General features: G+C 61.7%; 16 protein-coding genes and 2 pseudogenes. 12 read left to right on the forward strand and 6 right to left on the reverse strand.

All coding sequences use genetic code 11. The features are described from left to right. The 3 genes and pseudogenes from NA619_RS15690 to NA619_RS15700 form a co-directional block, all read left to right on the forward strand. A pseudogene (locus NA619_RS15690) lies at positions 1 to 140 on the forward strand (SAM-dependent methyltransferase); the annotation flags it as partial. Between the two features lie 2 nt (positions 141 to 142). Beyond that, positions 143 to 862 carry a lipopolysaccharide kinase InaA family protein gene (locus NA619_RS15695; RefSeq protein WP_255962784.1) on the forward strand — a complete coding sequence of 240 codons (720 nt, stop codon included), beginning with the start codon at positions 143 to 145 and terminating at the stop codon, positions 860 to 862. 13 nt (positions 863 to 875) lie between these two features. Continuing rightward, positions 876 to 1150 (forward strand): annotated as a pseudogene (locus NA619_RS15700) (diacylglycerol kinase); the annotation flags it as partial. Positions 1151 to 1208: 58 nt separating this feature from the next. Here NA619_RS15700 and NA619_RS15705 read toward each other — a convergent pair. Then, positions 1209 to 2108 carry a LysR family transcriptional regulator gene (locus tag NA619_RS15705; protein WP_255962785.1) on the reverse strand — a complete coding sequence of 300 codons (900 nt, stop codon included), beginning with the start codon at positions 2106 to 2108 and terminating at the stop codon, positions 1209 to 1211. A 113-nt stretch (positions 2109 to 2221) separates the two neighbouring features. Between NA619_RS15705 and NA619_RS15710 the strand changes: the two genes are divergently transcribed. Further along, positions 2222 to 2650, forward strand: a complete 429-nt coding sequence (locus tag NA619_RS15710; RefSeq protein ID WP_255962786.1) for a VOC family protein — start codon at positions 2222 to 2224, stop codon at positions 2648 to 2650. Then, the gene (locus NA619_RS15715) at positions 2647 to 3234 is read left to right on the forward strand and encodes a glutathione S-transferase family protein (RefSeq protein ID WP_255962787.1); all 588 of its coding nucleotides are present in this window, start codon (positions 2647 to 2649) and stop codon (positions 3232 to 3234) included. Before NA619_RS15710 ends, NA619_RS15715 begins: the two co-directional genes overlap by 4 nt. A gap of 10 nt (positions 3235 to 3244) precedes the next feature. Here the strand turns inward: NA619_RS15715 and NA619_RS15720 are convergent, their stop codons facing one another. After that, a complete protein-coding gene (locus NA619_RS15720; protein WP_255962788.1) occupies positions 3245 to 4150 on the reverse strand; it encodes a LysR family transcriptional regulator in 906 nt (301 codons plus the stop codon). 149 nt (positions 4151 to 4299) lie between these two features. Between NA619_RS15720 and NA619_RS15725 the strand changes: the two genes are divergently transcribed. Further along, positions 4300 to 5346: an SDR family oxidoreductase gene (locus NA619_RS15725; RefSeq protein WP_255962790.1), complete on the forward strand. Its 1047-nt coding sequence runs from the start codon at positions 4300 to 4302 to the stop codon at positions 5344 to 5346. Between the two features lie 67 nt (positions 5347 to 5413). Further along, entirely contained in the window at positions 5414 to 6733 is a 1320-nt protein-coding gene (locus tag NA619_RS15730) for an NTP/NDP exchange transporter (protein ID WP_255962792.1), read from the forward strand. Positions 6734 to 6768: 35 nt separating this feature from the next. On the opposite strand, the gene NA619_RS15735 is transcribed toward NA619_RS15730, so the two are convergent. Then, positions 6769 to 7221, reverse strand: coding sequence for a multidrug/biocide efflux PACE transporter (locus NA619_RS15735; protein WP_255962794.1), 453 nt, complete (start codon positions 7219 to 7221; stop codon positions 6769 to 6771). A gap of 86 nt (positions 7222 to 7307) precedes the next feature. Between NA619_RS15735 and NA619_RS15740 the strand changes: the two genes are divergently transcribed. Beyond that, entirely contained in the window at positions 7308 to 8183 is an 876-nt protein-coding gene (locus NA619_RS15740) for a LysR family transcriptional regulator (RefSeq protein WP_255962795.1), read from the forward strand. A gap of 145 nt (positions 8184 to 8328) precedes the next feature. Here NA619_RS15740 and NA619_RS15745 read toward each other — a convergent pair whose 3' ends face one another. Continuing rightward, positions 8329 to 9273, reverse strand: coding sequence for a DNA/RNA non-specific endonuclease (locus tag NA619_RS15745; protein ID WP_255962796.1), 945 nt, complete (start codon positions 9271 to 9273; stop codon positions 8329 to 8331). 324 nt (positions 9274 to 9597) lie between these two features. On the opposite strand from NA619_RS15745, the gene NA619_RS15750 reads away from it, so the two are divergent. Beyond that, positions 9598 to 12447 (forward strand): LysM peptidoglycan-binding domain-containing protein, encoded by a 2850-nt coding sequence (locus NA619_RS15750; protein WP_255962797.1) that lies wholly within the window; start codon positions 9598 to 9600, stop codon positions 12445 to 12447. A 196-nt stretch (positions 12448 to 12643) separates the two neighbouring features. On the opposite strand, the gene NA619_RS15755 is transcribed toward NA619_RS15750, so the two are convergent. After that, positions 12644 to 14269, reverse strand: coding sequence for a TonB-dependent siderophore receptor (locus tag NA619_RS15755; protein WP_255962917.1), 1626 nt, complete (start codon positions 14267 to 14269; stop codon positions 12644 to 12646). A gap of 18 nt (positions 14270 to 14287) precedes the next feature. Continuing rightward, positions 14288 to 14761, reverse strand: a complete 474-nt coding sequence (locus NA619_RS15760; protein ID WP_255962798.1) for a TonB-dependent receptor plug domain-containing protein — start codon at positions 14759 to 14761, stop codon at positions 14288 to 14290. Between the two features lie 343 nt (positions 14762 to 15104). On the opposite strand from NA619_RS15760, the gene NA619_RS15765 reads away from it, so the two are divergent. The 3 genes from NA619_RS15765 (at position 15105) to NA619_RS15775 (ending at position 18933) form a co-directional block, all read left to right on the forward strand. Then, the gene (locus NA619_RS15765) at positions 15105 to 16772 is read left to right on the forward strand and encodes a sensor domain-containing diguanylate cyclase (RefSeq protein ID WP_255962799.1); all 1668 of its coding nucleotides are present in this window, start codon (positions 15105 to 15107) and stop codon (positions 16770 to 16772) included. A 147-nt stretch (positions 16773 to 16919) separates the two neighbouring features. After that, on the forward strand, positions 16920 to 18248 hold the full coding sequence (locus tag NA619_RS15770) for a TrkH family potassium uptake protein (protein ID WP_255962800.1): 1329 nt from the start codon (positions 16920 to 16922) through the stop codon (positions 18246 to 18248). Beyond that, a complete protein-coding gene (locus NA619_RS15775; protein WP_255962801.1) occupies positions 18238 to 18933 on the forward strand; it encodes a potassium channel family protein in 696 nt (231 codons plus the stop codon). The genes NA619_RS15770 and NA619_RS15775 overlap by 11 nt, the downstream gene beginning before the upstream one ends. The last annotated feature ends 88 nt before the right edge of the window (positions 18934 to 19021 follow it).

A 19021-nucleotide genomic window follows, 5' to 3' on the forward strand; every position in this document is an offset into this window, starting at 1 on the left:
AAAACCAGAACCGCTTCGTTGTCGCGCGCTCGGTGATCGAGGCGGAATTCGCCGAGGCCGGTTTCGACATCCTCGACCGCAATGACTTCCTCCCGGGCTACGCCATGTGGCGGGTCTACGTGCTGCGCAAGCGGGGTTGAACATGAGCCGACCACTCGTATTGCCTGCCCGTGAAGCGCGTACCAGCACCTTCCAGCGTTGGTGGAGCACGCAGGGCGAATGGGTTGAGGAACCCAACCAGCGCCGCGCCGGCGAAAGCGGTGTGCAACGGATACGCCTGCGCGATCCGCAGCAGCCGCTGCTGTACTGCAAACGGCAGATTGGCCACCTGTATCGGTCGCCGCTGCATCCTCTCGGCCGGCCCACGGTGCTGCGCGAACTGCAGGCGCTGCAAGCATTCGGCCGGCTCGGCGTGCAGGTGCCGGAACTGGTCTACTGCGGGACCCGGCAGCAAGCCGGTCAGTGGCAGGCGCTGCTGGTGACGGCGGAACTGGAGGGTTTCATCAGCCTGGAGGACTGGTATCAACAGGACTTGGGGGAGCGCTTCGGTCCGGCGGTACAGGAGCGCATGCTCGCGGCGGTCGGGATCACCCTGGCGCGCATTCATCAGGCACGCTGGCAGCATGGCTGCTGCTATCCCAAGCACATCTTCATCAGGGCTCAGGGTGAAGATGACGCGACCCGTGTCGAGGTCGCGCTGCTTGATCTGGAAAAGAGCCGTCGCCGGCTACGTCGCAGTGCCGCTGCACGGCATGACCTGCGCCAGCTCAAACGTCATCGCCAGGCCATGCCGGAACAGGACTGGCGACGATTGCTGACTGCCCACGGCACGTTCAGCCAGATGCGCTGCGATGTCATCTAAGCCGGCCCGCGTGATGAGCGATGGCGCGGCAAGCGTTGACGTGCCGGTTGGTGGTGCGGTTATGAAAGGGCGCAGCGGGGGGCTGGCGCGCATCTGGTATGCCGCCGGCTACTCCGCCGCCGGCCTCAAGGCCGCCTATCGGGGCGAGGCGGCGTTCCGCCAGCGGGTGCTGCTGAACCTGCGTTGATTCCAGCCGCCTTGCTGTTCGACGTCAGCGGCCTCGAGCGTGCCGTGCTGATCGCCGTGGCGATTCTCGGCCTGATCGTCGAATTGCTCAATTCGGAGGTAAGCCGCAGAAAAAGTGTAGGAGCAGTAACGGTCCGCTTTTGGCCGATATCGGTCATCTCTACCTATCCAACCCCGGCATACCCCTCTCCAACCTAGGACAAGCCCACTCCACAAACGCCCGCACCCTTGGCGACAGCTGCAACGCGTGCGGGTAGACGAGTTGGATCGGCAGGTCCTTCGGTTCGTAATCCCTGAGCACCCTTAATAGACGACCATCAGCCAGTTCGTCGGCGACCTGATAGTGCATCAGCCGCGTGATGCCGAGGCCTTGCACGCAGGCCAGGCTGGCGGCGCGGATCTGGTTGCAGGTCAGGCGTGGGGCGATCTCCTCGGCCTGTTCCTTCTCGCCGTGGCGGTAGTACCAGTGGAGGCCCTGGGCGGCGAAGGCGATGCAGGCGTGGTCCTTGAGTGCCGCTGGGGTGTCGATGGCGGGGGCTGTGCCCAGGTAGTCGGGGCTGGCGCAGGTGACCAGCCGGGTGCTGCCGATCTGCCGGGCGACCATGGCCGAGTCGGGCAGATGGCCGATGCGCAAAGCGAGGTCGAGGCGTTCGTCGAGCAGCGGGACGATCTGGTCGCTCAGGTTCAGCTCCACCCGGATTTCTGGATGTTCCTTGAGAAATTCGTTCACCAGCGGCGCAACGTAACGCTGGCCGAACTCCATCGGTGCGGTGATGCGCAGCAGGCCGCGGACGGCGCCGTCGCTGGCCTCCAAGCGCTGCTCCATATCGGCGAAGTCCGCCAGCATGCGCCGGCTCCAGGCCAGGTACTCAGCGCCCTCGTCGGTGAGGGCCATGCGCCGGGTGCTGCGATTCAGCAGGCGCACGCCGAGATGGCGCTCCAGCGCGGCCAGTGAGCGCACCACCGACGCCACGGATTGCCCGGTGGCATCGGCGGCCGAGCTCAGGCTGCCGTTGTCTACGATGCGAACGAAGTTGGCCATTGCCTTGAGCTTGTCCATTGCTACCCCTGGATTTGTGCGATTGCTGCATAGATGTTGTCAGGCCGGCGGCATAGGTGAAACCTGCAGGGCGGCTGACACTTCAGGGACTGAGGTCTTTTGGAGTTTCGCACATGCATCAATCAGCCAGCCCCGCCCGCATTCTCGCCTACGACCACATCGGTATTCGTGTCAGCGACCGGCCGCGCGCGATGGCCTTCTACCAGGCGCTGGGCTTCGTCGAGAGCGCGAGCTTTCCGCTGTTCGAGGCGAACGAAATGCTCAGCCCGGATGGCGTGCGCATCAACCTGATCTTCAACGGTGCGCGTGCGCCTGATGCGCACAACGTGCTGCTGGATGCGCCGGTCAAGCGGCCCGGCATGACCCATCCGGCATTTATCGTCGATGACCTCACGGCGCTCCAGCATTGGCTCGAGGCGCAGGGCATCGTCATCACCGAGGGGCCGCATCCCATCGGCCCGCGGCGGATCGCGCTGTTCATCCGCGATCCGGACGGCAACGTTCTGGAATTCAATCAGCTCATCAGAGGAGGTGCGCAATGAAACTGTACGACCTGGGTCCATCCGGCAACTGCTACAAGGTGCGGCTGTTCGCTGCGCTGGCAAATATCGACCTTGAACTGGTAGCCGTGGATTTCGCCAATGGCGCGCACAAGGAGCCGCCGCTGTCAGAGCTGAACCCGCTGGGGCAGTTGCCGATTTTGGATGATGCCGGGCATATCGTCCGCGACTCGCAGGCCATTCTGGTCTACCTCGCCGGCGCTTACGGCGGCCTGGCGTGGTGGCCGGACAATCCGCGCGGGCAGGCGGAGATTGTGCAGTGGCTGTCCTTCACCGCGAACGAGATCCAGCAGAGCCTGAATGCGGCGCGGCTGGTTCAGAAGTTCGGCTATCCGCTGGACAAGGCCGCAGCGCTGGCCAAGGCACCGGCGGTGCTCAAGCTGCTGGACGATCATCTGCAGCGCCACGACTGGCTGGCGATCGACCGGCCGACCATCGCTGATTGCGCGGTCTACCCCTACGTGGTGCTGGCGCCGGAAGGGGATGTGGATCTCACGCCGTACAGTCACGTCGCCCGCTGGATGGAGCGGCTGGAAGCGTTGCCGGGCTATCTGCCCAAGCCCTGACCTGCGCTAATCAGGTGCGCTCTTGCCCCTCGGCCTTGAGGAAATCGACGAAGGCTCTGAGGGGCGAGGGCATGTGACGGCGGCCGTGGTAGTAGAGATACGGGCCGTCGAAGGACTGCCACCAGTCTTCGAGGATGGGCGTCAGGCGTCCATCGGCCAGCGGCTCGCGGATGAAGTCCTCGAAGGTGTAGATGACGCCGAGGCCGTTGATTGCCGCGCTGGTCTTCAGGTCATGGGAGGAGGTCACGAGCTGGCCGTGTGGCGGCACGCGCAGGGTTCGGCCGTCCTTCTCGAACTCGAAAATACTCACCTTGCCGCTCTCGAAACGATGGCCGAGCAGCTGGTGCTCGGTCAGCTCGGATGGGTGCCGCGGCGTGCCGTGGGCGGCGAGATAGGCAGGCGCAGCGGCGGCGACGAAGCGTTGCCGGCGCGGGCCGATGGGGATGGCGATCATGTCCTTGGCCAGGCTTTCCTCGTAGCGCACGCCGGCGTCGTAACCGGCGGCGATGACGTCGATAAAAGTATTTTCCATCACCACTTCGACGTTCACCGCTGGGCAGAGCTTGAGGAAGCGGCTCAACAGGTCCGGCAACAGGAAGCGCGCCACCGGCACCGGCACGTTCAGCTTGAGGGTGCCGACCGGCCGGTGGGCGTCATCGTCAAGGTCATTGAATGCCGCGCTTATTTCGTCGAGCGCCGGGCGCAGGCGTTCCAGCAGCCGCTCCCCCGCGCTGGTCGGGGTGACGCTGCGGGTGGTGCGGTTGAGCAGGCGCAGGCCCAGGTCGTTTTCCAGGCGACGTATGCAATCGCTCAGCGAAGACGCCGACATGCCGCGTTTCTGCGCGGCAGCGCGAAACCCTCCGGCTTCGACCACGGCGGCAAACAGCGTGACATCACTCAGGTTGGGTTGACGCATGGGAGCCTCCTTGAATTCCTCGACTGTACGAGCGAACGAACAGCCCGTCCATGTTTGCCTGGATTATCACTATCTGATCGTACGCTGATACTTCATCCGTCGGCCGCCTCTGCCTGAGGCAAGCCATTCACGATGAAGAGGAAACGATCATGGCGCAGAGAAACGCAACCGAGCCGGGCGGCCATGCCCGGCCATTGATGAAGCTGGCCAGAACGCTGATCGCAGGGGTGGCTCTGGCTGGGACACTGGCCGTCGAAGCCGCCAACCGGCCATCGCCAAAACCGGACTGGAGCCTGGCCGACATGCCGGCCCAGACCGGCCGCATCGTGCTGGTCACCGGCGGCACCAGCGGTATGGGTTACGAGGATGCACTGGCGCTGTCGCGCGCTGGCGCGGAGGTCATCATTGCCGCGCGCAACGCCGAGCGCGGGCAGGAGACGATCGAGCGGATACGTGAGCAGGTTCCGGACGCCCGCGTGCAGTTCGAGGCTGTTGATCTGGCCAACCTGGCCTCGGTGCGCAGCCTCGCCGAGCGCCTTCAGGAGCGCTTGCCGCGCCTGGATGTACTGATCAATAACGCCGCGATCATGGCGCCGCCTAAGCGTGGGACCTCGGCCGATGGCCACGAGCTGCAGCTGGCGACCAACTATCTCGGCCCGTTCACCCTGACCGCACTGCTGATGCCGTTGCTTTTGGAAAGCGACGACGCCCGGGTGGTCAGCCTGTCCAGCATCGCGGCGGGTCGAGGTCAACTGAACTTCGCGGACCTGCAGGCCGAGCAGGGCTACAACCCCTACGCCACCTACGCGCAGTCCAAGCTGGCGGTGCTGATGTGGGCGATGGAGCTGCAGCGCCACAGCGATACCGCCGGCTGGGGCATCCGCAGCATTGCCGCGCATCCCGGTGTCGCCGTCACCGAGCTGGTCGAGCGTGGGCCGGGGTTGGAAAGCGAGTTCGCCGCCAACTGGGCCAAGGACCGCGACAAGTACCACTCCGCTGCCCAGGGCGCGCTGCCGACCCTGTATGCCGCGACCGCGCCGGAAGCGGTCGGCGGCGCCTATTACGGGCCGACCGGCGATGAGGAGAAACGTGGGCCGCTGGGCTTTGCCACGGTTCCCGACGCCGCCGCGAACCAGGCCGATGCCGCCGAGCTGTGGCAGCTGTCGGAACGGATGACCGGTGTGAGCTACCCATGAACCCTCGGGCGCGGGCCGCCTTGCGCTCGCGCCCTGTTACCTCTCTTCCTTTTTCAGGAGCGCGCCCATGAGCACGCCATCCGTTGTGCATCGCCTGAGCGCCATGATCAATGCCGAGGAACACGAGCTACGCCCGGCACTGAGTGGTTTCCTGCTGTTCTTCTTCCTGTTCGCCGGCTACTTCATGCTGCGCCCGATCCGCGAGTCGATGGGCATCGCGGCGGGGGTGGAGAACCTGCAATGGCTGTTTACCGCGACGTTCTTCGTCATGCTCGCGGCCGTGCCTCTGTTTGCCTGGCTCAGCTCTCGCGTACCGCGGCTGCATTTCGTCGACTGGGTGTACGGCTTCTTCTGCTTGAACCTGCTGCTGTTCTCCGCGCTGTTTCTACTGCAGGACGAAAACCCCTGGCTGGCGCGGGTGTTCTACGTATGGATCTCGGTCTACAACCTGTTCGTCGTGTCCGTGGCCTGGAGCCTGATGGCGGACGTGTTCGACAGCGCCCAGGCCAAGCGGCTGTTTGCCTTCATCGCCGCCGGGGCGAGCGTCGGCGGGCTGGTCGGGCCGGCGCTCAGCGCGTTGCTGATCGGCAGTCTGGGAGAGGCGGGGTTGATGCTGCTCGCCGCGCTGCTACTGGGCGGCGCGCTGGCACTCAAGGTCTCGCTCATGCGCTGGCGTGAAGTCGGCGGAGCAGGGCGCCCTGGCGCGACCCCGGCGGAGAGCACGCGCAAGCCGGTGCCGGGCAACCCGTTCAGCGGGATGACGCGGGTGCTGCAGTCTCCCTATCTGCTCGGCATCGCCGGCTTCGTGGTGCTGCTGGCCACCGTGACGACCTTTCTTTACTTCGAGCAAGCGCGCCTTGTGGCCGAACTGTTCCCCGACCGGGCGGCGCAGGTTCGGGTGTTCGGCACTATTGATGTGGTCGTCCAGGCCGGGGCACTGCTGTCTCAGCTGTTCATCACCGGACGGCTGGCGCAGAAGCTGGGCGTGCGCGTGTTGCTTGCGATCGTGCCGCTGCTTGTTTGCGTCGGCTTTATTGGCCTGGCGCTGATGCCCAGCTTCGCTTTGCTCGCAGCGTTGATGATTGTGCGCCGGATCGGCGAGTACGCTTTCGTCCGGCCCGGCCGCGAGATGCTCTTCGCGCCGCTGGATGCGGAGAGCAAGTACAAGGCGAAGAACGTCATCGATACGGTCGTCTATCGCGCCGGTGATGCCGTCAGCGGTTGGGGAAAGACTGCACTGGACATGTTCGGTCAGGGCGCCGGCCTGGTCGCCGTGGCCGGCGCAATCTGCGCGCTGCTATGGGCCTATCTTGGATGGCAACTGGGCAAACAAGCTGATTATGGTCAGCAAAGCAAAGCGCCTGAACCGGATGTGATCCGTGTCTGAAGGCGGCCAGCTTGACGCGCTGGCCTGAGCAGGTGTTATCCGTGAGCGGCGCGCGCATTTCGACGTACGTACCGCTCACGCATGATGTCGTATACCCAGTTGAAGCCCAGGGTGTACGGCAAGAAGAACAGGATCAGGCCGATGTCCAGCAACAGCGCCTCGAGCAGGCCAATCTCCAGCCACCATGCGGCAAGCGGCACGACCAGGACGATGAGTCCAAGCTCGAACAGTGTCGCGTGAAGCATCCGTATACCGATGCCGCGCTCGAATCCTAGCCTCGCCTGGGCTCGATCGAACAGCATGTTGAACGCCATGTTCCAGAGCATCGCGACCGCAGAGAACATCGCAGTGAGGGCGCCAACGTGAGCGAGTGGGCGCTCCATCACCCAGGCAAGTGTCGGCGCGCAGATGGCCACGGCAATGAGCTCGAACGTGATGGCGTGTCCGGCTCGTTCGGTAAAACTGCGTTTGGGGGCTGAGCTTTGCATTCGGGATTTCGTATGTGTGGTCGATCACGGCTATATTCATCGCTTAAACCCTCAATTCATAGTTGGCTTCCATCGGCTTAACCGATATGACCTTGTCTCCTGAATCACTCGAATCCTTCGTTCATGCGGCTACCTGCGGCTCGTTCAGCGCGGCGGCCAGACGCCTTGGCAAAAGCCAGTCGACCATAAGCGAGGCGATCGCCCGGCTGGAAATCGACCTTGGGGTCGAACTGTTCGTGCGTGGGGCTCGCCAGCTGAAGCTCACCGAAGCGGGAGGAACGCTGCTCGTACATGCCGAACAGGTATTAGTCGCTGGCGAAGGGCTCAAGCGGCATGCGGCAATGCTGGCGGGTGGGCTGGAAGCGAGGCTGACGCTAGCGCTATCGGATGCCTACCAGCACGGCCAGCACGAGGAGCGACTGTGCGAGCTGGATCAGCGCTACCCGGATCTCGAATTCGAATGCCTGATCGCTGAGGGCGCGGATGTGATTGATCTGGTCAGCCAGGGTCGAGCGCATGTCGGGTTGATCGCAGCACAACCTGGCTACGACGCGGCTATCGCCCATGCACGCTTGGCACACGGCGCGATTTTCGGGATTTTCGTGCGACATGATCATCAGCTCGCCACTCTCGAATCGGTCGATACGGAGGCGCTGGCTCAATGGCGTCGGTTGCGTTTGAGATCGGTGGTCGGCAGCGACACCAATGACGACGACATGGGCATCGTCAGCACGCGATGCTGGACGGCACCTGACCACGTGCTGTTGATGGAAATGGCGGCGCTTGGATTTGGCTGGGCCATCCTGCCTAGGTCCCTGGTCCAGGCTTACGAACCTGGCCGGCTCAAGGAGCTCGCCATGAATGGCTGGCCCAGGCAGACGGCGGTCGATGCGGTCTGGTCTCGACAGCGGCCGCTAGGCCCAGCAGCGGCATGGTTGCTAGATCGCCTGATCAAGTTCTAAGCGTCAAGGCAGACAGCCGTGGCGGCGGCTCCGGATGAGCGTGTTACCCAAGCTGCCGGTTATTTCGTGATTCGAGGCGATCCTGCAGCGACGGCGCGTTCGGTTGCGCTTGACGTCACTCCCAGGCGTGAGGCGAGAAGCCTATTCAAAGCCTGATATCGGCGAGCTGCCGTATCTCAGCTTCGATGCGGGTGCCGGTGGCGCGCTCCTCGTTGGAAAAACCGTCATAGTCGGCCAGCTCTCCGAAGTCGATATTCGTAAGCTGCTGGACGTTCAGCACGCTGCGCTGGTAGGTCCGGAAGCGTCCGAACACGGCAGCGAGGCGACCCAGCTCCCCGGACTGGCTGATGAGATAGGCGGTGGCGGAGGGCTTTCCATCTTCGCCAAGAAAGGCAACGACCTTCCAGTACGCACTCGGTATCGGCACGTTCCGATAAAGCTGATCGGCTTCGCTGAATACCGGGCCGCTGAACACAGTGGCCCGTGCTCGCCAGCGTCGCGTGTTTTCGAGCACGTAGTTTTCCAGGTCCAGCCAGTTCTTCTGGTTGAAGCCGGCCATCTGCGGCGCGCAATTGGTGAAATGGAAGGTGTCGGCATTGGCCTGCTCGGCCTGCGGTCCCCAGTTGGGATCTTGGCGGCGCACAAGGTGGCCGCGGTCGAGCAGGTTGTCGGCATAGAGAAACTCGCCAATCTGCGCCTCGGCCGGGATGCGTCCGTCATGACTCCAGCGATCCTTGCCGCGAGTCACGTCGACCAGCGAATCGCCCTCTATATTCACCCCGACGAACAAGGCCAGGCGGCGACTTCGGGACATGGCGATGGAAAAGTGGGTGTAGTCCAGCCGATCCTCGGCACTGCCCGGGATGGGCAGAACATCGTCCCGGTAGGTCTCGGCCAGCCGAGGCCAAGCAACATGGAACTGCCCAAGAAAGTCGGCGTGATACCCCTGCCTGTCCGCCAGCGTTTCAGCCGGTGTCGTTCGAGGTGCTATCAGTTCGTATGCCGGCTCGGCCAATGCTGTGAGCTGGCCCAAAGGTCGCAGGTCCGCCAGGCGCGGACGGTACTGCAGCAGTGCGGTGGGTTCGGACACCGGGACCTCCAGAGGCAGTCATGTAAACGCCAGGACGCCAAGACACCTGGGCGTACAGTTCGAGCGTACCGAGGTTATGTGAAAGTTTTGGTTGGCTGGGCGAGCAGGCGCCACAGGTGGTCGTGAGCTTTACCGGCGCTGCCGACAGGCCTGGCTGGCTCCACAGGCAGGTCGGACTGAAATACCGCTGTCATCGTGCGTATGCACAGTCTTGATAGAGCGGCGGGACAGCCGCCTAGCCTCAGCTTGTTTCGACTCCGGGATGGAGGTCGTGTCGTCTTGCATTGCCATCCCAAGAACCGAACGCATGTCCGGAGGAACGCCATGGCCTTTCTGATCGATGATTCTGGTGCCCGCCGTTTGTTGCCCAGCCTTCCGACCCAAGGGAGGGCTGAGCGCGAGCGCTTTCTCGAGGCGGTACATCAGGCCGAGAAGGAACGCGCCGAGGCGTCTGCCGATCCCCGAATGGACAAGCATCGGCCGCAGGAGCGGCTGGTAGTGGTAGAGCGCGGCGACACCCTGACCCATATCGCCAGAGACAATCACGTGGCGCTGCCAGCGGTTGCTGAGCTCAACCCGCAGGTCGAGAACATCAACCATATCGAGAGTGGAGAGGTGTTGTTCCTGCCGGCGCCTTCGCCGAGTGAACTGGCCCAGCTCGCCGACGGCGAAGCGCTGTTCCTCGATGAGCTCTATGCCCGCGGCAATGCGATCGAATACGCCGATGCGGGTGAGATCGATCATCAGGCCGAGATCGATGCGCTCGCCGCCGACGTCGGTGAGTTCATCGAGGCATTGCCGAAAGAGACGCAAGAGGCGACCACACAACGGCTGTTTGACCGGGACTGGACCGATGCGGGCCCGGCGCAGATGGCGATCGAGCAGGGCGCTGACATGCAGGGCATCGAGTTGCAGCCATCGTCCCATGCCGGTAGCGAAGTTGAATCCGAGGCACGCGAGCGAGTTGCCGATGCGCGCGGCGAAGCCGACCCGCTCGATGCGCTCACCCGCCTGGATGAAGGCTTCAAAACCGCCTCGACCGAGGTTCGGCAGGCGATGCTGCGCTCGCCGGATGCCAACGCGATCATCCAGGGCGCCGCTGACCATGCCACCAGCGCGCTGACGGAAGAACACAAGGAGGCGATCAATCCCTATGTGTTCAAGACCGCCGAGATGTTTCGCCGCCTGGACGAGATGAGCGTCGGCCTTGATCCAAGTCTGGTCAGTGAACTGACCGAGGCCGTTCTGCCCGAGCTGGAGCGTGCGTTCGCCGAATCAATCTACAGCGACGAGGGTGCCTTGCGTACGGAGACCCTGGGAACCCAATACCTGCTCCAATTCACCGGTCGACTCGATCCGCAAGCCGACAAGCAAACGCTCGACCGCCTGAGTGCGATGGGCTTCTATCACATGCACGCCTTTGCGCCTTACCTGGCCAGTGGCGGAAGCCTGAATTACCCGCTGGCGCTGGTCGGGCAGTACGAAGGTGAATTGCCCACGATGGTGACCGACGGCGGCATCCTCGACGGCCTTCAGCAGAACCAGCACCGGGTCGGTGAGGACATCAAGGCCTATGGCAATCATCTGGCAGAACTGAACTGGCTCGAGCAGAACGGCGGTTCGGTGATGACCGACGAGCAGCTTGCGCAAGCCGTGGATGGCTACGTCGCTGGCGATGAGGACTGGAAGAAGAAAGCCGATGAGCTGCGGGCTCAGGTCGCGAAGGACGGACGCGAGCTGATCGACAACCTGGGCGTGATCGAGGCGCGGTATCCGCAGTTGTTCGAAGGCGAGGGCGATCTGGATACGCGTTTGCAGGCCATCGAGAACGATGACGAGCGAGCGTTCGCCCGCAAGCTCATCGAGAATTTCGACACGCCTGAGTCGGTCAATGCCATGGGAATCGCGATCGACGCTGACCCGGCGCTGCTGACCGATTCGGACAGCATGCGGTTGCTGGGCCAATACGGAAAACTGACCGAGCGCGGACGCAAGTTCGTCGAGGAAACAGCGACGCAGATCATCCGTCGTACGGTGGTCCCGGAGCTGGCCAATCTCGATCCGGCCAATCCGAAAAGCGTTGAGCAGGTCAAGCGAGCGCTGGACAACTTCAGTACCGAAGCGACAGGACGCCTGCTCGGCATCTCAGAAGGCGATCTCGACAAAGCCCTCAAGGTCGTAAAAGACGCCATGCCGCAGCCTGGCGAAACCGTCGCTGAAGCGCAGGCGCGGCTGCAGAAGATGGATGCCGACTTCGACAAGCTCACAACGACCCGCGACGGCATTCGTGCCTTTAACCGTGATACGCCAACAGGCCAGGCGTTGCGTCTGCTCGGCGTACTCGGCAACACGGCGGTGATGCTGAATTCGCATGCGAACTATCAGAACGATCCGAATCTGTGGACTGGCCTGAAAGTGACGCTGGACGCGGCAGGCGTGGCGCAAAAGACTACCGAAGTGCTGATGGGCGCCGGGATGATCGAGAAGGGCGGCACCCTGGACAATCTGGTCGGGGGCAGCAATCGCACGCCGGTGAAAATCCTCGGCGTGCTGACCTCTGCTTTCGATTTCTACAACGCCAAGGTAGCCGCGGAGAACGGTGACTCTGCCGGTGCAGCCATCTATGCATCGACCGGCGTGGGCGGTGTGATGGCGGCGGTGGGGACCGGCAGCATATGGGGGCCGATCGGTATCGGGGTCGTGTTGCTCGGTACCGGTGCGCAGATGAAGTATGACCAGGTCAAGCAGTCCAATCTCTATCAGACAGGTACTACTGTCGATTTCCTTACCCATTCAGGCTTCAGTGAAGCCGCGGCGCAGGTCCTGTCAGACCAGAGCGGGCAGGGTCACAGCGTATTGCCGCTGCTTGAACGCTATGCCAATAGCCGAGGGCTCGATTTGAACGAGGCGACCGATCAGCAAAGGTTTGCGGCATGGATAAATGACATGCCCACCGATCGCCTCGGTGCGCTGCGTGACAATCTCCACCGGTCACTGGATGAGGTGGGCAACGATCTGGAGCAGATCCCCGCGAGCAGTGAGGATGACGAATTCTTTGAGTTCAACAACACCGATCGTCCGCATTTCACCTACAGCGGCTATGCCACGCCGTTGTCGATGAACCAGCTGGACACGGTGCTGCAGATTCTGGAACTCGAAACGCTGACCGGCTGAGCACCGTTTGGTTGTGTCTTCAACCCAGCGCCGCCGTTGCCGCGACGCTGATGTGCCGGACATGCGCAAACGGCGCCAGGCGACCTTTGCGATGACTCACGGGTCCTGTCGTTTGCTCTCGCTGAACGATGGCTCTGATTGCTCGAGCGGGCCGGACTATATCGTCTGGCCGCCGCTTTTTTCCTTTCCGCTTGCGTTACAGCGCGGTGCGTAACATCAGCGTGAAGTTTCGCGGGTCGCCGAAGGTGTTGTAGGTATTCAGCCCACCAACTCGCGCGTAGTACTCCCGGTCGAACAGGTTGTTGCCCAGCAGGGCGACTGTCGTCTTTGGCGCGAGCTGATAGCCGATCTGAGCGTTGGCGAGTGCGTAGCCGCTCTGGGAACGCAGATCCGAATTGCTGCCGTTGCCCCCGCTGCTGATATGTACGCCGCCGCCCACAAAGGCGCGCTCAAGTGGCCCATCGGTAAATTGATACTTCGCGAAAGTCTTCAAAGAGTGCTTGGGCTCGAAAAGCGAAAACTTGCCGCCCTCGTTGCGCAGGTCTTCCAGGTACTTACTTTTGAGAAAAGCGTAACCGACCGAGACATTCAGGTTAGGCGCAGGCCGACCGGATATCTCGAACTCCCATCCTTCGACCTCGACTTCCCCGGCTGCCAGGAAGAAACCAGGGTTGTTCAGATCCTGCATGACGCGATTGGTATCCCGGGTTCGGTAAACTGCGAGCGAAGCGTTCACCTTCTGCTCGAAGAACTGGCCCTTGAGCCCGGCCTCCCACTGCGAACCGATACGGGGCTCAAGGGTGCCGCCTGCGGCAGTCAGCTGACCTTGAGGGACGAAGATGTCCGAGTAGCTGACATAGCCCGTCATGTTCGGCGCGAAGTAATAGATCAGGCCGCCGTAGGGCGTGAATTCGCCGGACTCCGTCGCTCCCGTGCGCCATTGGGTTGGGGTGGACGGCGCAACACTACGCGATTTTCGTTCGAAGTCGCTTGTTCTCGCTCCCAGCACCAATATCAGCGGATCGGTGATGGACAGGCGCGTCTGGCCGTAAAAGCCTTGCTGCTCTATCTCGTTTTCGCTGCCTCTGGTGTACGCAGTATCAGGCTCGGGCACTACGTTGGGATTGCCTAACGGCACGTCGAATACCGGCGACGCGTCACCGTAGCTTGAGCTGTCGAACTGCCGGTTTCGGTTGTAGCCAATCGTCATCTCGTGCGTGCGGCTCAGCAGACTGAAAGGGCCGGATGTATAGATATCGAAGGCGCTTTGCTCAATGTCCGAGTCGTTGGCGCGCCTGTTGTACTGAGCGATCAACCCTGTTTGCGGATCGACACCGACGGTGGGAAAGCTGTCCTTCCAGAACTTGTCCTGGCGCCGCTCGAGCAACTTGCTTTTCACCATCCAGTTATTGGCGAAACGATGTTCCAGGTCCAGCGCCAACTCGGTGGTCTCGAAGCCCATCATGGTCCAGTCCGGGTAGACATGCGTCGAGCGGGACACGTCGAGGAAACGACCATCCGTATAGGCCGGCAGACCCATACTGGGCGAGTCGGTGTGGTCTTCCTGATGGGTGAACGAAACGGACACGACCGTGTTAGGTGTCAGGGAGTAATCGAGCGTGCCGTAGCCCAGCCATTTCTCCTTGTGGGATACGTCCCAGAAATAATCTTGCTCCTGCCAGCTGGCAACGAAACGGCTGCGTAGACGCCCGTCAGCGCTCAGTGGGCCGCCGACATCGACTTCCGTCCGGTAGTTGTCCCAGGAACCAGCGGAGGTTGTAAGCGATGCGCCGAAGGTGTCCAGCCCCCTTTTGCGCACCAGATTGACTAACCCACCGCCCTAACCGGAACCCATGAACAGCGCGGCCGGGCCACGTAGCACTTCGACCCGCTCGTAGATGGCCAGGTCAAACTCCTGATTGCCATTGCTGCCGTACACCGGCACGCCGTCGTAGGCCATGTCCATGATGTAGCCACGGGACCGGTACTGGTGCGTCAGCGAGTCCCACGGCGTGACGGTGACGCCAGTGACCTCGTTCAGCGCATCACCAAGCGTGACCATGTTCTGGTCCTCGATGCGTTGCCGCGTCACCACGCTGACCGATTGCGGCACCTCGAGGGGCGACACAGGCACTTTACTGCCGACTGAGATCGAGCTGGGTGCATAGGATCCGGCGTCCTTCATGTGCTCGGCTTGTATCGTCATCGTCGGAAGCCGGGCGGCGTCCTGGGCATGGGTGTCGGTAACAAAGAGGGCGAGGCTTCCGAGACTCAGGACTTGCCCTAGAGTGGTGTACGGCACTGTTGGTTTCATTAGGCGTGGGATCGGTAAAGGAGTGGGTATAGCGGCGCATCTATCGAAGGCGAGAAGGTCGCCGCTTTTCGCTGACGTTATATCATAACGGAACGGCTCAAGCCCCGCCCCCTCATTGCCAGCCTGATCCTCTTAGCGATTGCCTGCTGCGGCTATAGATCCGATTCCCACGCTGATGAGCTCAGCCTGCAGGGGGCGAACGCTGCGGCAAGACGTGCAACTCAAGCGATCTTTTGAATAATGCAAGGATGCTTGCGCCTTCAAAAACTGGCTGGCCAGCCGATACAGCGCATTGATACGCCAAGTTATACTGGCTTTTTGATTCCATCCTTGAGTTGCGACCATGTTTTTAGCTTCGCTTCATAGTCTTCGCGCGAGATTCGCCATCGTTGTCGCATTGGTCGCACTGATCCTGAGTTGCATCTTCGGCACCATCATCGGCGAGTCGTCGATCTCCAGGCTCAAGGAGCAAACCGGACTTCAGCTTGCTGAGTTCGCCTATTCGATGGTTGATCGTCTTGATCGCGATATGAGTGGCCGGTCGAAGGAACTCACCGTACTCAGCGAGCTTGAGGCGCTGCGCAACCCGGCGAATATCGGTGAGGCTAGGTTGCTGCTGAACCACCTCAGCGCGCAGTTTCCAAGCTATTCATGGATTGGCCTTACCGATGCGCATGGCAAGGTCGCCGCGTCTACAGGCGGCTTGTTAGAAGGCGCAGATATTTCCCAGCGACCAGTCTTTACCAACGGGCTGGAAAAAACGTTCGTCGGGGACGTGCACGAGGCAGTTCTGCTGGCAAAGCTGCTCCCCAATCCCTCTGGCGAAGCGATGAAGTTTGTCGACATCAGCATGCCTGTCCGGGACGACGGCGGCAGGCTGATGGGTGTGCTTGCCGCGCACCTTTCCTGGGAGTGGGCTGATGAGGTCGGCCGGTCACTATTCGAGCCGCTGCAGAAGCGTTTGCGCGGCCTTGAGTTTCTGGTGATCAGCAAAGACCGTACGGTACTGCTCGGACCCAAGGAGATGATCGGCAAGCCCATCGATATAAGGCTGAACCCCGATGCTGCTCAGAGCTGGTCGGTCGAGCAGTGGCAGGACGGTAATGAGTATGTGACGGGTGCTGCGCACAGTGTAGGCATTGATGACTACCCAGGCCTGGGGTGGACCGTAGTTGCACGGCAACCTTCGGCGGCCGCCTTCGCCGAAGCTGTCGCAGTGCGCAACGAAATCCTCATGTGGGGCGGCGTACTTTCTATCGGGTTTGCGGTAATCGGGTGGTTTGCCGCTGGCATGATCACAGGACCGGTGAACGAAATCGCCAATGCCGCTGCGCGTCTATCCGAAGGTGCTGATGTGCGTATTCCCTTGCTGAAAGGCACACGGGAGGTCGAAACCCTCAGCGTTGCGATCCGCCATCTCGTCGAGAGCCTGACTCGGAAACGGAATCAGCTGGCGCTGGTCGAGGGAATCGCTTATCGCGATCTCGTCACTGGATTGCCCAACCGAGCGGCGCTGGAGAAGTATGTCGAGGCGGTGCGCAACGACGCGGAAGCGCAGCCCAGTTTCGGCGTCCTGTGCTTGGATCTGGACGGGTTCAAGCCGATCAACGATCGCTTCGGTCATGCCGTCGGTGATGCCTTGCTGCATGAGGTAGGCATCAGGTTATTGGCTGCGGTGCGCGATGGAGACATCGCCGTCCGTCACGGCGGTGACGAGTTCGTACTCCTGCTTCGCTTGCGCGCTGGCGAGTCCCTGGCCAACGTGCAACGCGCTGCTGGTCGCATAATCGCGAAGCTGGCGGAGCCGGTCACATTGGCCGGTCAGGTGATAAAGATCGGATGTAGCGTGGGCGGTGCGGTATGGGCCGGCGGCGAGTTTGTCGAAGTATTGGCTCAGGCCGATGGCGCGCTCTACCAAGCCAAGCGTGCGGGTAAGTCTCGAGCCAAGTTTCACCATGTCTCGGCTCGCTCAGACGATCTGAGTGTCGAACTCAAAACTCACGCGCTCTAGCTTTATGTGCCCGGCACCCACTCTGTTTCGTACCAAGACCGAGTGAGCAAACGTCCGCCGATAGGCATGCTATTGCTCGCTATTGAGGAGTAAAGTACCCGCCCTGCGAGTTCTATTTGCTGTTCCTAGCATCGTAAGGGCGATTGAATGAAGTCTTCGCTGCATCCAGCCAGGGTAGTCGCCCTGATTTTTGCTGGTGTGATCTTGTTGGGTACGGTTCTGCTGATGCTTCCCGCCGCGAGTAGTAGCGGCGCGTCGGCCCCCTTCGTGACTGCGCTGTTCACCTCTGTATCTGCTGTATGCGTGACTGGCCTGGTCGTCGTGGATACGGGCACCTACTGGACCGCATTCGGACAGGTTGTGATTCTCGGGCTGTTCCAGCTCGGCGGTTTCGGCATGATGACGGTGGCTACTCTGCTAGGCCTGCTGGTCAATCGATCCTTTCGGTTACGTACCAAAATGATCGCCCAGGTCGAGAATCGCTCCCTGGGTGTGGGTGATATCTCCAGCGTGGCGAAGCTGGTTTTCGTCGTCACGCTCGTCGTTGAGGCGGCAGCCGCGCTATGGCTTACCTTGCGACTACATCTGGCGTATGACGTCAGCTTGCCGGCTGCCGCGTGGAGCGGTCTGTTTCATGCGGTTTCGGCTTTCAACAACGCCGGCTTCTCCATCTATGCCGATAGCCTCATGGGATACGCCACGGATGGGTTCGTTCTGACTCCTATCATGATCGCCATCGTTATCGGTGGTATTGGCTTTCCTGTACTGCAGGATCTGCGTAACAAGTTCGATGACCCTCGGCACTGGTCGCTACACACGAAGTTGACCCTGAGCGGCACCGCCATCCTGTTAATCGCCGGTTTCCTGTTCTTCGTTTATTTCGAGTGGGGTAACTCGCGAACCCTCGCGCCTATGTCCGTGATGGACAAGCTCCTGTCGGCGCTATTCATGTCTGTTTCGGCAAGAACCGCCGGTTTCAACGCTTTGGATATCGGCGCGTTAACCCACGAAAGTTGGGCGCTCCACTACTTGCTCATGTTCATTGGCGGCGGCAGTGCGGGTACGGCCGGCGGGGTGAAAGTCGGGACGATGGCGATTCTCGTCTTGATGGTCGTCGCCGAAATAAGGGGCCGACCCGACTGCGAGATATTTGGCCGGCGGATAGGCTCAACCGCGCAGCGCCAGGCCATCACCGTGATGGTGTTGGGCAGCGCTATGGTTGTCCTGGGCACGCTGGTCATCCTGCGTGAAACCGACTTTCCTACTGACCAGGTGATATTCGAGGTCATCTCCGCGTTCGGGACGGTCGGTCTGTCGACGGGCATCACTGCCGCGCTTCCGGAGTCCAGTCAGCTCATGCTCAGTCTGCTCATGTACATCGGGCGGGTTGGCACAATCACGCTCGCCGTTTCACTCGCGTTGGGCGCGCACCGTATGCCGTACCGCTATCCAGAGGAACATCCGATTGTTGGCTAAATTGTTGTTTTCCGAGCAATACGCCTTTTCCAAAGGCGACAGTGTCGTGGTCATCGGGTTGGGCCGCTTCGGAGGGGCAGTCGCCCGCTCGCTGGTGCATCTGGGTCATGACGTGATGGGCATCGACCGAGAGTCCGATCCGGTGCATGCCTGGGCGGACCGACTCACACATGCCGTCCAGGCCGACGCCACCAATGCGATGGTATTGCGGCAACTCGGTGTGGCCGATTTTGCCCATGCGATCGTCGGAATCGGCACGGACGTGGCGGCAAGTTTGATGACGCTCATGGCGCTGACCGAACTGGGTATCAAGGACATCTGGGTCAAGGCCCTGACCCAGGAGCACGGAAAGATCGCTCAACGCATCGGAGCCCACCATGTCGTCTATCCGGAAGCTGATATGGGGGTGCGGGTGGCGAATATGGTTACCGGACGCCTGATCGACTTCATCGAGCTGGACGACGGTTTTGCCTTGGCGAAAATTCATGCGCCAGTGCCTACCCACAACCGCACGCTGGAAGAATCCGAGGTCCGGACGAAATACGGGGTGACTGTCGTAGGCCTCAAGCGCACCAACACTGATTTTCAGCACGCTACGCCTGGCACTTTGGTTTTGCCTGGGGACCTGCTGGTTGTCTCGGGACCCACGGGGCAGATTCAGCGATTTGCCGGGCAGGCGAAATGACCGGCATCGTCGGCCGGCAAGTCAGCGACGTTCCAACAGCACTGCAGAAACATTCAACCGAAGGGTGCCGGCTAAGTCCTAGTGCGAG

Source organism: Stutzerimonas stutzeri (assembly GCF_024448895.1).
Classification (GTDB): Bacteria; Pseudomonadota; Gammaproteobacteria; order Pseudomonadales; family Pseudomonadaceae; genus Stutzerimonas; species Stutzerimonas stutzeri_Q.